Below are 14,254 nucleotides of genomic sequence, written 5' to 3' on the forward strand. Positions count from 1 at the left end.
ATGGGTACAGTTATTATTTTTGGTCTAGTTGCACTTTTAGCGATATTTGGTACGATTTCAGCGCTTAAAAACAAAAACTTTTTAGGATTTGGTTTTGCTTTAGCGACTTTTGCTGTATTCGGATTTTTTACAGTTATGACAATCATCGGAAATGGCTATCCAGGCGGACATTAACATACACAAAAACGGCTTTTGAGTAATATTACTCAAAAGCCATTTTTACATGCTATTATTTTATCAATGATTTAGTTTCCCCTGTCTTTAAATCCACTATTTTCTTTCCACTCAAACCAAGTAACGCATACTTACCGTCTGGAGAAAGCCTTATTGGTTTCTCTTCCTTTAACGACGCAATTTTGTTTTCTTGCCCCGTTTCTAATGAAAAGCCTACAAGCATAAATTCCTCATTGTAAGAAGCTTTATTTGTACTGTACTTTGGCTTATATGTATAAAACACATGTTGACGAGAATCCCATCCATAGTACGGTACACTCCATCCAGAATAATCTGAAAGAAGAGGAACTTGAAACTCCCTTACCTTTTGATTTTTCCTATCATAAAAAGTATAAGTTCCATATCCTTCTTGATCCTGATCGTAACGCAGCACAAGTAAATATTTTTGGTCATTCAAAAACATAAGGCCTTTTTTTGATAAGGCATTCTTTTTACTTGTTTCAATGTCTTCTTTCACGAGTGGCGCTTCATTGTTCATTAAATCCTTGTTATCTAAATAAGCAATATTTGTTTTACTCATCCATTGAACAAACGGCTGATCTGTAGAAAGGTGTTTCTTCTCCCCAGTCTCAATATTAAGAGCGTAAACATCAAAGCTCCAATCTTTTGAAAACGTTGTAACAACAATGCGATTTTCATCAAAAGAATTCCAATTATATTCAACTTCATAGGCTGGAAACGAAAACCTTTTTTGCAACTCTCCTTTTCTATTTAAAATAGAAAGTTCAATTTTCTCTTCTGATAAAGAAGTTTGCAAGAGAAACATTTTGCTATCAGGACTTCTCTTTATTGACATCACTTGATTGCTCGTTTTAAAAAAAGAAGAGCTCTTTCCTGAATATAAATTATACCGATTCACTTCATATTCGTTGTCTTTTTTATCTATAACTAAAACATGATCCTTATCATACCAATCTCCAATGGCTGTAGAATCTTGTGTATGAAGAGACTTAATATCATCAAATATATGACTCTCTTTGGTTCCTTCTCTAATTTTCGAGTTAGGTTGATGAGCTTGACACCCTGTTAGGACTACAAAAATCAACAATAAAACAAACACATTCTTCCTCATCAACTCACCCACTTTTTCTCAAACTTATTCCATTCTAACTTGAATTATCCTACGTGTAATGGGTGATTTCAACTATATTTTAAAAATCAAAGATGTTAAATTATCTCTTTTAATATTTTAAAGTAAATATTTATTCCTTTACAGTTAATAATGACCATATATTTGCACCATGTGCAATTTTAAAAAGCATTTTCCGATAAGATAATATCCATTTTTCACCTTTTTTAGAGCCCAAATCCTACATTCATTTTAGCAAAAAATGTACCTTCGACTCATACTTTTTACATTCCTTAAATTTTTTTTCATAAATTCTGTTATGTGACTTTTTTGTATCTAATAACACAATTTATAAATTTTTTCAAAAAAGGTTCATCTCTTCAAACCCCCTTCATAATAGGCATAAAGACACCAACTGTTTGAAAATAGCAACCGTCAGACTAGACAATGCATATGAGTATGTTAAACTAGTTACTTGTTCGCCCCCCCCCCTTTAATACCAGTTTCTAAAAACTGAATAAAGAAAGGAGCAACAATAGATATTATGAACAAAGGTTTTGGAAAACATAGTGTTTTTATCATTTCTATTTTACTGACGGTTATTTTTATCGTCTGGGGAGGTCTCTTTACCTCAAGCTTCACTTCTGTGACAAATGCTATTTACACTTTTATGATTAATAACCTTGGTTGGGTTTATCTAGGCTCTGCTTTTTTCTTAGTCATCTTCGCAGTGTATTTATTATTTTCTAGATATGGACATATCAAACTAGGAAAAGATAACGAGAAACCAGAGTTTAAAACAGGATCTTGGCTTGCTATGTTATTTGGAGCAGGTATGGGCGTTGGTATTGTTTACTGGGGAGTTGCAGAACCTGTTACACATTATACAAATCCTCCATATGGAGAAGGGTTTACAGATTCAGCAGCAAACGTTGCTATGAAGTTCTCATTCTTCCACTGGGGATTACAGCCATGGGGAATTTATACTGTCATCGGATTGGCTTTAGCTTATTTCCAATTTAAGAAAGGGTTGCCTGCTGCAATTAGTTCCATCTTCTACCCTGTTCTTAAAGAAAGAATTTACGGACCAATCGGAAAAACGATTGACATTATTTCCGTGTTCGCTACCGTATTTGGAATTGCAACATCTCTTGGGCTTGGTGCAATGCAAATTTCGGCTGGACTTCATGCTATATTTGGTCTGCCTGACACAACGGCAATTCAAATGACCGTTATTGGTGCTGGAACGATATTATTTATCATCTCGATTAGTACAGGACTAGAGAAAGGTATCCAATTTTTATCTAATGCAGCTATTATTTTATCTTTCTTGATCATGTTCCTGGTATTAATTCTAGGACCAACATCGATTATTTTTGAAACGTTCTTCACTTCACTTGGTAGTTATTTAAACGACTTTGTTGAAATGAGCTTACGTTTAACTCCATTCACGGATAACGCGTGGGTTGGAGACTGGACCCTATTCTATTGGGCTTGGTGGATTGCATGGTGTCCTTTCGTTGGAATGTTCATCGCTCGTATTTCAAAAGGAAGAACAATTCGCGAATTCGTTATCGGCGTACTTGTTGTACCAACACTTGGTACGTGCGCATGGTTTGCTGTGTTCGGAGGAGCTGCGCTTGATTTAGTTCAAAATGCAAGCAATCCTGGATTAGCAAATGATATTGCATCTAATGTATCCCTATCTGTTTTCACGTTCTTTGACTATCTTCCTGCAAGTGGTGTCTTAACTGCTGTCGGGTTTGCTGTTGTATTAATTTATTATATTACAGTAGCAGATACATCTAGTTTCGTACTAGGTATGTTAAGTGAGCGAGGAAACTTGGATCCATCTGTTAAAATTAAAGTAACATGGGGAATTGTTCAAGCTGCATCAGCAGCAGTTCTGCTTTTAGCTGGTGGGGAAAATGCTCTAAATGTTCTCCAAACGGCTTCTCTCGTTTCAGCCTTTCCATTTATTTTTGTCCTGCTCTTTATGTGCTGGGCACTTCTTAAAGCATTGCGAGAGGAACTTGAAGAAGAGAAAGCAGTTAAGAAAAAAGCAAGCTAAGCAGCTTGTAAAAGCAAAAGGATCGCTTAAATATAAGCGATCCTTTTTATTTTATCCCTTTGTATCAAAAGCTAACTGAGCTACTAAGATTTTAGAACATCTATCATAAATAGAAGGAAGATGTGAAATAGGAAGTGGATTAATGCCCTTGCCGAGTTCAATTGTAAAACCTGGTCTTCTATACTCATGAATAAACCAATCTTTATACCCTGCATGGCTGTCAATCATCTGAACTGATTTGTAATTACTTACTCTTGCAAACTCATCTGCCATTTTTTTTGAGATTTGTGGTTCTTTGTTCATATAGCCCCAATAAAATTCTTCTCCTTGTGTATGTAGGGAAAGAACAGAATCAAAGTTTTCCTTCTCTGTTAAAGTATACAATGCTCTTACTTCAGGTTCTGTAAGCGGCACATCACCAGGATAGTCACGTGGTGCAGCTCGTTTAGCTTCCTTTCGCTCTTTTTCAATCTCCCAATTAGCTGGAAATTGATTATTCAAGTCTATCCCTCTAATATTAGCTTTCCAGTGATGAAACTCCATACTTCCTTCATTTATAAATAGCACTTTCTCTCTTTCTATATCAGTACTTTTAACTCCATGCAAAACGAGGTTAACTCCATCTGGATTAATCATCGGAAAGGCAGAAAGTGTTGTCTCTTTAAAAAGTTCTCTTGCTTTCTTGTTTTCAATCTCTCCATCACAATCAATCCTTTGACAATAGTGAAACAAAAAGAGCATAAGACTATTTGTTGTAATCCATTCATTCGCATGCATTGAGGCATTCATATGGACTTTTCGTGCTCCTTCTCCTATTGTTATATGATATAAATCTTGTCCTAACACGCTCTGCCCAATAACCTCTATGTTGACGAAAGAGTATAGGTTGTTTAATGCGTATAAAGCCTCCTCTAAGCGTCTTGAATCACAAGGTGTATTCCACATGTTATCCCCCCTCTTCTCGTTCATTTTATTATAGAAGAAGCTTCTTTATGTTGAAGAACTGTTAAGAGATATTCAACATACTAAAAAAGCTTAGAAAGTAAAAGGGTGTATCGTAACACTCTTTTACTTTCTAAGCTTTGTGTCCAAGTCTAACTTTTTACACGTGCTGTGGCAGCTGTGTTTTAACAAGCCATGCCCCGCCAATTACACCTGCATCGTTACCTAACGTTGCAATTGTAATTTCCGCTCCTTTTGCAACACGAGGAAACGCAAATTGATTAAATCTGTCTTTAATAGACTGAAGTAAAATATCACCGGCACGAGAAACGCCTCCACCGAGAACGATTTTTTCAGGATTTAATCCATTTGCAGTATTTGCTAGCGCTAAACCAAGGTGAAACGCTACTTCTTCAATTACTGCTTTTGCCACTTCATCGCCTTCACGAGCACAGTCAAATACTTCTTTGGCTGTTAAAGTTCCATCTTCATAAAAACATTGCATTGTCGTGTTTCCGTTTTCAGTGATCTTTTCTTTAGCAAGACGAACGATTCCTGTTGCTGAAGCTACTGTTTCTAAACATCCTGTTTTTCCACAGTTACACGGAGCTCCACCTTCAGGTACAGAAGTAATATGTCCAATCTCACCAGCAGCCCCATTTACTCCACGTACAATGTCACCATGTGCAATAATGCCACCGCCAACACCTGTACCAAGTGTAACGCAAAGAAGATCTTTTGCTCCTTCACCAGCACCTTTCCACATCTCACCAATTGCTGCAATATTTGCATCATTGTCTACAAACACAGGAAGACCTGTTTCAACTTCAAGTAAGTCTTTCAAAGGGAATTTATTCCAACCTAAATTAACGGCAACATCTACAGAACCATTTGTTTCCTTTACAGGTCCTGGGGCTCCGATGCCAATTCCCATAATTTTAGCTTTCATTTCCCCACACTTTTCAAGCTGTTCATCAATTGACTTTGCAATATCTGTTGGGATATTATGTCCTTGATTGCTTTTATCAGTTGGAATTTCCCATTTGTAAATGATTTCTCCATATTGATTAACGAAGGCTAACTTTACTGTCGTTCCTCCTAAATCAACCCCAATCAGCCATTTCTCTTCCATAAGATCTCATCCTTTTTCTGTTCTTTGTTCACGTCTATGGCGAATTAAAAGAAGTGCTTCAGTTAACTGACGATATTCAATCAAACCGGACCTTGCAAGCTCTCTTAGCTCTTCTTCCATAAGGTCAAGGTCAGCTTGTTGGCTTCCTGTATAAATAATAGTTCCAAATCTTTTTAAAAGCTGCTGCACATCGTATAACGTTTTCATTTATTCACCTATTAATTAATAAATTCTCCTATATTACTGTAACGAGAATCACTATAGTCGTCAAGGTTTCTCCCTCGTGAATTACTGTAAATTCTTTCAATAGGTATAAACATACTTTCTCTTTTAAAAGCTATAATCCTTTTAATATACCTATTAAATCTTACTGCTAACTCTTATAATTATATCCATAAAATAAACTGCTGCCAATCCCAATTATTAAAATTACAATATACACTAAAGAAGCCAATTTACTCTGTTTTTTAGGAAGTTGAACAGCACCTGCTGCAACAAATCCGCCAATAAGTCCGCCCAAATGACCCGCATTATCAATACCAGGGACAACGAACCCAAACACAATATTAAATAGAACGAGCATGATGACGTTCGTTCCTAACGTATCAAAAAAGATTTTCGGGCTTTTATACCCAAAAAACAAGAGAGCACCAAAACAGCCAAAAATAGCACCAGAGGCTCCGGCTGAAACCGTTGGACTAAATAAAAAGCTTCCTATTGTTCCAGATACTCCAGCTATAAGATAAATTAATAGAAAACGACTGCTTCCATATATTCGTTCAACAACTGTGCCAACATAATACAGAGCAATACTGTTCATTAAGAGGTGCAGAAAGCCAATGTGGAGAAAAATAGGGGTAATGAGCCTCCACCATTCTCCCTCTAAAAGAAGCTCATTATGCTTAGCTCCATATTTAACGAGCGTTTCTACATTCTGACTTCCTCCGTTAAATTCAAGCCAAAAAAAGAAGAAAATCTGTATAAATAAGAAAACGGAAGAAAAGATGGGCTTTCCGTAAAATAACGTTCTTTGAATGGCCTTTTCCCGCTCTCGCTCAATACTTTGTATTTTTTGTTTCACATCTTCTATAAAATTTAAAGCGCTTTCCTCATCTACAAGCGGTGAAAACTTTTTCTCAAAAGCCAATTCCTCCTCTTCCATTACATCAGCTGGCGAAAAAAGATTTCCAGTTATGTTTCCTTCTGTAATTGTGCTAAAAATATAGTGAAAGTCAAAAAAAGGATTAACATCTGATATATATAAATAAGTCCATTTTGCTTTTTTGGACAAACGATAAACTGTTGAATTTCGTAAAGTTTCTTCCTCGTTTTCTATATCTTCTTTAAGATCTCGCGTCCAAATTAAATCTTTTCTAACAAGCCTAATATAGCTATCCTGTTCGCTATTTTTAAAGTATAAATTTTGTTTAGAATCGGAAGCGTAGATCAGTTTGTAGTTCTGTTCTTCTATAAGAAAGTGTGCGATTTGAAAGTATAGAAAATCTTGCTTTAAGACTGCTATCTTTTTCACCACCCTGAACTCTTTTTTTAAACATCGCAAAATCCAGTTAAAAAAGCAAGTTTTTACATTCCATCCATATAAAAAAAGGAAGAAACTGTGTTCCTTCCTTCTTAATACTTAAAAAGTTGCGACATCATCTTACCGCGGATATAAGGAAAAGTAAAAGCCGTTCTTACAGCTAAGCTGCGACCTACTCTATTTCTTAACAGCATGTTTAACAACTGATAACGTGACTGATAAACAAGTGAAATAAGTAAAGTCATAATGAAAAACTTCAATAAACGTTTCATATATTCTAACCTCCTCTTCTTACTTTCCCACGAACAATGCTGATTATTCTTCCCTTTCTTATTAAACTTGTATATAAGGGAAGGCAAGAAAAGCGAGAAATGCTCCAATGAAGACAGCTGTTACGTTAACTGTATCATTATTAAAAAAGGTAATGCCTTTAATTTTCTTTGTTTTCATGTAGCAATGCTCTGTTTTCTCCGTATGAATACCACAATTAGCACATTTGTATTCTACTTGGATGGTTGCTCCAAGAACAGTATCGGCTATATTTCCTAAAAAACCGAAAATCGCAATAAACAAAAGAGCCGACACCTTTTCCTCCCAAAAGATAGTGAAAAAAAGACCAATCAACAAAGCCCCGCTAAATGCGGCAAAGGTTCCAAGTAATGAGATAGCTCCTGATGTTCCTGCTTCTACTTTTCTTAATGTTAAAATATAACGTGGCTTTCTCTTGCTAAGAGTCCCAATTTCTGATGCCCACGTATCCGAGTTTGCTGCTGCAATACTTACAGCAAATAAGAAAGTGAGCATTTCTTTGTGAGTAGGATCGAAAAGCAAGAAAAGACTAAATAAAGCTGGAACTCCTCCATTTGCAAACACCTGTATAATGTCTCTACTGCTTGATTTTTCTAACTTCTCTTCAACATGTTCTTTTCGCTTTTGAAACAAAAAACTCACAAACGAAGAAGTGATAAAGAAAACACCAAGTAAAGCAAGACCTTTTACTCCTGTTCCAGCATAGATACTGCTTCCTATTAAAAAGGCTCCAAACGCTCCTGATTTTGTAAGAGCCTTTACTTTATATCCTGCATATGATGCGACAATAACAAGAAGGAAGAAAAGAAGATGCTCATTCACAAATCAACACCTCTTGGTTTGTAATGATTTTACCAACGGGAATATCGTGAGGTTCAATTGGCACAAAGTCAGCAATTTGAATATGAAAAGCAATCGATATCTTCTTCCCTCGGTAGTTTTGCAAATAACGGTCATAATATCCTCCACCAAAGCCTACTCTATAACCATTTTTCGCAAAAATTACTCCTGGAACAAAGATCACATCCAGTTCTTCTTTTGATATTTTTTCAGCTGTAATAAGCGGTTCTTCAATGCCAAACTGAACAGTTTCAAGCTCAGTGAAAGATGAAAGTTGGTAGAACTCCATTTTGTGCGTCTGAGGAAAACACTTAGGAACGGCAACTCTTTTCCCCTCACCCCATGCCTTCTCAATAATATCTCTTGTTTCAACCTCAAATGGAAGTGAAAGTGTAATTCCAATTGTTCTTGCTTCTTTCCATTCTCTTGTATTTTCAACTCTTGATAGAATCTCTTTATTCATCTCTTTCCGCTCTAACAAAGACAGCTCTTTTAAATTCTTCTTCATTAGATTTCTTTTAACCTTTTTCTCCTCCATCATTTTATCCCCTTATTATGTAATGTTCTTATCTATCTTTTAAAAGAGTTCTTTTTAAACAAAAAACAGCAGGAATAAAAATTCCTACTGTTTTACTTAGTCTCACGATGTAATGTTACTTTTTTAAGTCTTGGGCTATATTTTTTAAGCTCAAGGCGATCTGGATTGTTACGTTTATTTTTAGTAGTGATGTAGTTACGGTCACCAGTTTCAGTGCAAGCTAAAGTTACTTGTACACGCATGATGTTATCCCTCCAAACATGATTTCGTTAATCAGACTATAATATAATATCATCTTTCGAATGAAAATTCCAGTCTGTTTTTTATAAGCTTTCTATTAGCATTAACCCCGTTTTCTTCATTTATTGCTTTAATATTCCATATATCAGCAAAAGTATGCTCATATGGAAGAAGAAAGCTCTCTAAAGTAAACGCACTCACAATATTTCGAGATGCAAGAGGTTGATATTTTAACGCCCCTTTACGAATATTCCCCCAAAGATGGCGCTCTTCATTTATTTGATCTGCTGAAGTTACAGTATACTGCTTTATTCCTTTTTCATCAATTTTTCCATTAATAAAAACAAGCCCTTCTTCAATATGATAAGAAAGAAGATGATCTTTCGGCCTGTAGTAAGCAAGCTTTGCTAAAGGCTTCGTTTGCTCATACTGCACATATAGCTTAATTTCTTTACTTCTATTATTTAAGTTCTCTAAAGAAATTCTGTGTCCATCAATAAGGCAAGACTTATGCTCGTCTTGAAAAGCAAAGGATTTGTACTGGACACAGTTTTGAATGTGACGTTCTTTTTCGGACATTTCAATCCATGAAAATTCTCCATCAATCCACATTCCAATTCTTAGTTGAAAAAATGTTGCTGAATCATTGAAATTATCCATACACTTCTCGTTTGTATACAATGTATCCATTTTCGCACCCTCTATCTGTTTTATTGTACCGAACACAATTGATATATGAACTTATTAAAAGATTTGTAAATTTACTGTCAGCTAAACGTTTTCTATTAAATCCTTCTGTTGAAGATTGTTTATAGGCATTAGCACTTTTATTTTTCTAAAAATTCAGTTAATTGTAAAGAACATTGTAAACTTATATTACCTATAAGAAAACAATGTTCCTTTCACCTGTGCGCACCGAAAGGATCAGTCTATCTAGAGACATTAAAATTTCTACTTCCTCATTCTTTTACGCTCAAGAGACTCTAAAACATAACAATAGTTAAAATTTTCTTACCTTTATTTTACCATCATTGGATTACCACTACAATGAACAGAATTTGTCGATTCTATATTCTTTATACTTTTATCTATTTTAAAATGTTTCGATACCCCACTGCCATGAGCTTTTCTTTATGACGATTTTAGAAAGAATCATACTATTCTTCTTTTTTATCTTTCCTTAGGTTAAACTTTTCGACAAGAAAAGCTAAGTCATCAGCATTATTTGATAAGTTTTCAATCCTTTTTAATATAGTTTCAATTTCACTGTCCTGAACTTGGACAGATTGTAACGTCTGGGACGTTCGATTTGTCATTCTATCAGAGCTTAGCGCAACTTGGTCAAAAGTACTTTTAACATGCACATTTTGCTCTTTTAGGTGATAAATAGAACCCGAGATCTTCTCGATATTTGTAATGACTTTTTCCATTCTCTCGTTAATATGTTGGAACCCTTGTCCTGTTGCTTCGATAAGGGTTGTTCCTTTTTCAACCGTTTCATAGCCAAATTCTAGGCCTTGTAAAACATCCTTTGCTTTAGTTTGAATTCCAGTTGTAATTCCTGTTATATCTCCTAGTGCGCTTTCAACTTGTTGTGATAGTTTTCTCACCTCTTCAGCTACGACGCTAAATCCTTTTCCATACTCTCCTGCTCGAGCTGCTTCAATCGCCGCATTTAAGGCAAGCAGGTTTGTTTGCTCTGCAATTTCTTTAATAAAATCAGTAAGTTGAGTAATTTGCTCTGAGCTTTTATCTAGAGATTGTATTTCTTTGTAACAATGTTGAACAATATTATAGATGGAAGTCATTTCTTGAACAGAATCCTCCATTGATTTGTTCCCTTTATTCGTAATATCTCTTATGTATCGAAAGGCAAGAACAAGATGTTCTACTTCCTTGGTAGCGGAATCCATCTCTTCGCTAAAAGCTTGCATCGTTTTCATTACTCGGGCTGCCGAGGAAGCTTGTATATTGGCTCCATCTGAAAGGTCTTGGATTGTTGCGGATATTTCTTCACTGCCGCTTCTTACTTCTTGTGTAGATGTTAAGAGACGGTCACTCTCGTAATGAATGTTTTTAGAAACGTCATGAATAGAGGTTACAACGGTCCTCAAATTTTCTGCCATTTGATTTGAAGAATGAATGAGAACGCCAATTTCATCATTCCCATCATAGAACATTTTTTCTACTGACAAATCTCCTTCTGCAATTTTCTTTGCCAAACCAACAACCTTTCGCAAGTGATAGTTGATAAATCGCACTAAGAAAAATAAAACAATGCTTCCACATAGAAAAGTAGCAGCTGTAGAGATGAGAAGACCTAATATGCTAATAGTGATGCTGCCTTCCGCTTCTTTATAAGCTTCCATACTTTCTTTTGTAGTAAATGTTCTAAGCTCCTTTAGCAGCCGCAGATTTTCGTCTCTCAAGCTTGAAATTTCTTCTCGAGCCGACGTATAGATTTCTTTATCTAATCGAACAATAGCTGGAGAAATTTCAAAAATAAATAGTCTATCAATTTTTTCATTATTCTCTTTTACTTTAGAGAAAAGATGTTTCATCTCATTCGAAACATTTACATCTCCCTGAATTAAATTCATTAACTTATGGAGTTCTTCTCGATGAGAACGATAAAGCTTTAAGTCCTCCTCTTTTAAAAATGTAATATAATCAGCAATGTTAATATCTTTAGAACGTATAAGAGATCCTATTTCTGTAATATGAACAGCCCGCTCGTTTTTCTCTTTAGCACTTTGAAAAGTTTGCAATGTTGTATTCAGAAAAAACATAGCTATAAAAATAGAAACAATCATAAAAAATACTATAAAACTTCTTGCTAATCGGTACACTTCTCCAGAAGGATTTAAAACTCCCTACTTCTTTACTATTCATACTTGCGAATTCCTTTCAAGTCTTGATGATTATCCATATAATCATCATAATATATCACTAAAGACTCACGTCTAATTATCTTTATTTTTTACAAAAACTTTACAACAAAAAAAGCAACAGCTATTAGCTGTCGCTTTTTGTTAATTTAACTCATACATTCTTCCTGTAACAAGATAAACAATGTTTTCACAAATATTTGTAATATGATCTCCAATTCGTTCAATATGACGACAAACAAATTGAAGCTGCGTTAGCTGATGAATATCCTGTTGATGGGTCGTCATAAGCATTGTAAGCTCATCAACAAGATTACCATAGTACGCATCAACAAGATCATCCTTCTCTGCTACTTCTTTAGCAAGCCTTACATCTTCTGCGTCAAAAGCTTTGAAAGAAGAAAGAAGCATCTCTTGTACAACTTCAGCCATCTTTGGAATTTCCTCAATTGGCTTCACAAGTTGCTTATCTCCTATCCTCAAACTAATACGAGCAATATTCTCAGACAAATCCCCAATCCTCTCGAGGTCTGAGGAAACTTTAATAGCTATAACAATACGACGTAAATCAGAAGCAACAGGAGATTGCTTTGCTAAAAGCTGGATTGCATCATTATTAATTTCATATTCTAACTCATCAATTTTTGGGGCTTCTTCAATTACTTTTCTAGCAAGGTTTTCGTCTTGTTGTTGTAATGAGGAAACAGCCATTTTAAGGCTGTGTTGCGCTTGTTCAACCATATAGAACAGTTTCTCTCTCAAACTGTCTAATTCTCCGTCAAACATCTTTCGCATGATTCATGTCTCCTCCCATGATACGAAATAATAACTTACCCGAAGCGTCCTGTGATGTAGTCCTCTGTGCGTTGATCTGTAGGATTAGAAAAAACTTGTTCTGTATCATTAATTTCTACAAGCTCTCCCATTAGGAAAAAGGCGGTTTTATCAGAAACACGTGCTGCTTGCTGCATGTTATGAGTTACCATTACAATTGTATACTGCTTTTTAAGTTCTAATACAAGCTCTTCAATCTTTAATGTAGAAATAGGATCAAGAGCAGATGTAGGCTCATCCATTAATACTACTTCAGGTTTTGTAGCTAACGCTCTTGCAATACATAAACGTTGCTGCTGTCCTCCTGATAAACCTAGTGCTGGAGCTTTCAAACGGTCTTTTACTTCGTCCCAAAGCGCTACATCTTTTAAACTTTTTTCTACAATTTCATCTAATACTTGCTTCTTCTTTGTTCCATGAACTCTTGGTCCATAAGCAACATTGTCATAAATAGATTGTGGAAAGGGATTACCTTTTTGAAACACCATTCCTACATTTTTACGAAGCTCTACTAAATCGACTTTAGAGTTTAAAATGTTTTGGTTATTGTAATTAATTTCACCAGACATCTTTACCCCTGGCACTGTTTTATTCATAAGATTAAGTGTCTTAATAAACGTTGACTTTCCACATCCTGAAGGCCCGATAATAGCCGTCACTTCATGATCATAAATTGAGAAATTTAAGTTTTTTAATGCATGGTGTTCTCCATACCATAAATTTAAATCGTTCATATTAAATACTGTTTTCGTTGTTGCGACAGCAGACATATTCTCGCTCCTCCTTATCCAAAACGTCCAGAAATATATTCTTCCGTTTTCTTTACAGATGGATTTGTAAAGATTTTATCTGTTTCTGCATACTCTACTAAATCTCCATTTAAGAAAAAGGCAGTTTTATCAGAAATACGAGAAGCTTGCTGCATGTTATGAGTAACAATGACAATCGTATATTCTTTCTTCAAATTGACGATAAGCTCTTCAATCTTAGCATTTGAAATAGGATCAAGAGCTGAAGATGGTTCATCAAGCAAGAGAATTCTCGGTTTCATAGCAAGCGTACGGGCAATACATAAGCGCTGTTGCTGTCCTCCTGAAAGAGATAGAGCTGACTCATGAAGGCGATCTTTTACTTCATCCCATAGAGCTGCTTTACGTAAGCTTTCTTCTACAACGCTATCTAAATTTTTCTTCCCTTTTATACCGCTGTACTTTAAAGCATGTGTAATATTGTTATAAATAGATTTTGGAAACGGATTTGGCTTTTGAAATACCATCCCAATTTCTTTTCGTAAAGAAACAACATTAATATCTTTCCCTAAAATGTTAATGTCTTCATACATGATCTTTCCTTCGCTTCTAGCAATTGGAATTAGATCATTCATTCGGTTAACACTGCGGAGAAATGTGGATTTTCCACATCCTGAAGGACCAATGAGCGCTGTTACCTTATTTTTCTCAATTTCAAAAGAAATTCCTTTTACCGCTTGGTTCTGACCATAGTAAATGCTTAAATCTTCAACAGATAACGATACATCTTTTTCTGCAATTCGTTCAGCTATACCTTCATTTTTATCTCTTTGTTTTAAGCTGGCGATATTGGCCATGTTGGAAACCC

Annotated in this window: 16 protein-coding genes; 2 read left to right on the top strand and 14 right to left on the bottom strand. The window is 35.3% G+C overall.

The window, feature by feature from the left end; genetic code table 11:
* Positions 1-174, top strand: a complete 174-nt coding sequence (locus BM012_RS02405) for a DUF2759 domain-containing protein (RefSeq protein ID WP_019391493.1) — start codon at positions 1-3, stop codon at positions 172-174.
* A 55-nt stretch (positions 175-229) separates the two neighbouring features.
* On the opposite strand, the gene BM012_RS02410 is transcribed toward BM012_RS02405, so the two are convergent.
* Positions 230-1,306, bottom strand: a complete 1,077-nt coding sequence (locus BM012_RS02410; RefSeq protein WP_061801981.1) for a YqgU-like beta propeller domain-containing protein — start codon at positions 1,304-1,306, stop codon at positions 230-232.
* 541 nt (positions 1,307-1,847) lie between these two features.
* On the opposite strand from BM012_RS02410, the gene BM012_RS02415 reads away from it, so the two are divergent.
* On the top strand, positions 1,848-3,374 hold the full coding sequence (locus BM012_RS02415; RefSeq protein ID WP_061801982.1) for a BCCT family transporter: 1,527 nt from the start codon (positions 1,848-1,850) through the stop codon (positions 3,372-3,374).
* A 51-nt stretch (positions 3,375-3,425) separates the two neighbouring features.
* Here the strand turns inward: BM012_RS02415 and BM012_RS02420 are convergent, their stop codons facing one another.
* From BM012_RS02420 to pstB (BM012_RS02480), 13 genes are all read right to left on the bottom strand, one after another.
* Positions 3,426-4,319 carry a M14 family metallopeptidase gene (locus BM012_RS02420; protein WP_061801983.1) on the bottom strand — a complete coding sequence of 298 codons (894 nt, stop codon included), beginning with the start codon at positions 4,317-4,319 and terminating at the stop codon, positions 3,426-3,428.
* Positions 4,320-4,476: 157 nt separating this feature from the next.
* Positions 4,477-5,448 carry an ROK family glucokinase gene (locus tag BM012_RS02425; RefSeq protein ID WP_061801984.1) on the bottom strand — a complete coding sequence of 324 codons (972 nt, stop codon included), beginning with the start codon at positions 5,446-5,448 and terminating at the stop codon, positions 4,477-4,479.
* 6 nt (positions 5,449-5,454) lie between these two features.
* Positions 5,455-5,655: a YqgQ family protein gene (locus BM012_RS02430; RefSeq protein ID WP_019391489.1), complete on the bottom strand. Its 201-nt coding sequence runs from the start codon at positions 5,653-5,655 to the stop codon at positions 5,455-5,457.
* 166 nt (positions 5,656-5,821) lie between these two features.
* Positions 5,822-6,979 carry a rhomboid family intramembrane serine protease gene (locus BM012_RS02435; RefSeq protein WP_061801985.1) on the bottom strand — a complete coding sequence of 386 codons (1,158 nt, stop codon included), beginning with the start codon at positions 6,977-6,979 and terminating at the stop codon, positions 5,822-5,824.
* A 101-nt stretch (positions 6,980-7,080) separates the two neighbouring features.
* Positions 7,081-7,260, bottom strand: coding sequence for a hypothetical protein (locus BM012_RS02440; protein ID WP_061801986.1), 180 nt, complete (start codon positions 7,258-7,260; stop codon positions 7,081-7,083).
* A gap of 61 nt (positions 7,261-7,321) precedes the next feature.
* Positions 7,322-8,119 carry a DUF92 domain-containing protein gene (locus tag BM012_RS02445; RefSeq protein WP_061801987.1) on the bottom strand — a complete coding sequence of 266 codons (798 nt, stop codon included), beginning with the start codon at positions 8,117-8,119 and terminating at the stop codon, positions 7,322-7,324.
* Positions 8,112-8,675 (bottom strand): 5-formyltetrahydrofolate cyclo-ligase, encoded by a 564-nt coding sequence (locus BM012_RS02450; RefSeq protein ID WP_061801988.1) that lies wholly within the window; start codon positions 8,673-8,675, stop codon positions 8,112-8,114. The genes BM012_RS02445 and BM012_RS02450 overlap by 8 nt, the downstream gene beginning before the upstream one ends.
* Positions 8,676-8,767: 92 nt before the next feature.
* Positions 8,768-8,917, bottom strand: a complete 150-nt coding sequence (gene rpmG, locus BM012_RS02455; protein ID WP_019391484.1) for a 50S ribosomal protein L33 — start codon at positions 8,915-8,917, stop codon at positions 8,768-8,770.
* A 49-nt stretch (positions 8,918-8,966) separates the two neighbouring features.
* Positions 8,967-9,605 carry a hypothetical protein gene (locus BM012_RS02460; RefSeq protein WP_061801989.1) on the bottom strand — a complete coding sequence of 213 codons (639 nt, stop codon included), beginning with the start codon at positions 9,603-9,605 and terminating at the stop codon, positions 8,967-8,969.
* A gap of 467 nt (positions 9,606-10,072) precedes the next feature.
* Positions 10,073-11,764, bottom strand: coding sequence for a methyl-accepting chemotaxis protein (locus tag BM012_RS02465; protein WP_061801990.1), 1,692 nt, complete (start codon positions 11,762-11,764; stop codon positions 10,073-10,075).
* A gap of 183 nt (positions 11,765-11,947) precedes the next feature.
* Positions 11,948-12,598 (bottom strand): phosphate signaling complex protein PhoU, encoded by a 651-nt coding sequence (phoU, locus tag BM012_RS02470; protein WP_061801991.1) that lies wholly within the window; start codon positions 12,596-12,598, stop codon positions 11,948-11,950.
* Positions 12,599-12,633: 35 nt separating this feature from the next.
* Positions 12,634-13,407, bottom strand: coding sequence for a phosphate ABC transporter ATP-binding protein PstB (gene pstB, locus BM012_RS02475; protein WP_046217857.1), 774 nt, complete (start codon positions 13,405-13,407; stop codon positions 12,634-12,636).
* Positions 13,408-13,421: 14 nt separating this feature from the next.
* A complete protein-coding gene (gene pstB, locus BM012_RS02480; protein ID WP_061801992.1) occupies positions 13,422-14,243 on the bottom strand; it encodes a phosphate ABC transporter ATP-binding protein PstB in 822 nt (273 codons plus the stop codon).
* Positions 14,244-14,254 lie beyond the last annotated feature (11 nt).

The organism is Priestia endophytica DSM 13796 (assembly GCF_900115845.1).
GTDB classification, from domain to species: Bacteria; Bacillota; Bacilli; order Bacillales; family Bacillaceae_H; genus Bacillus_I; species Bacillus_I endophytica.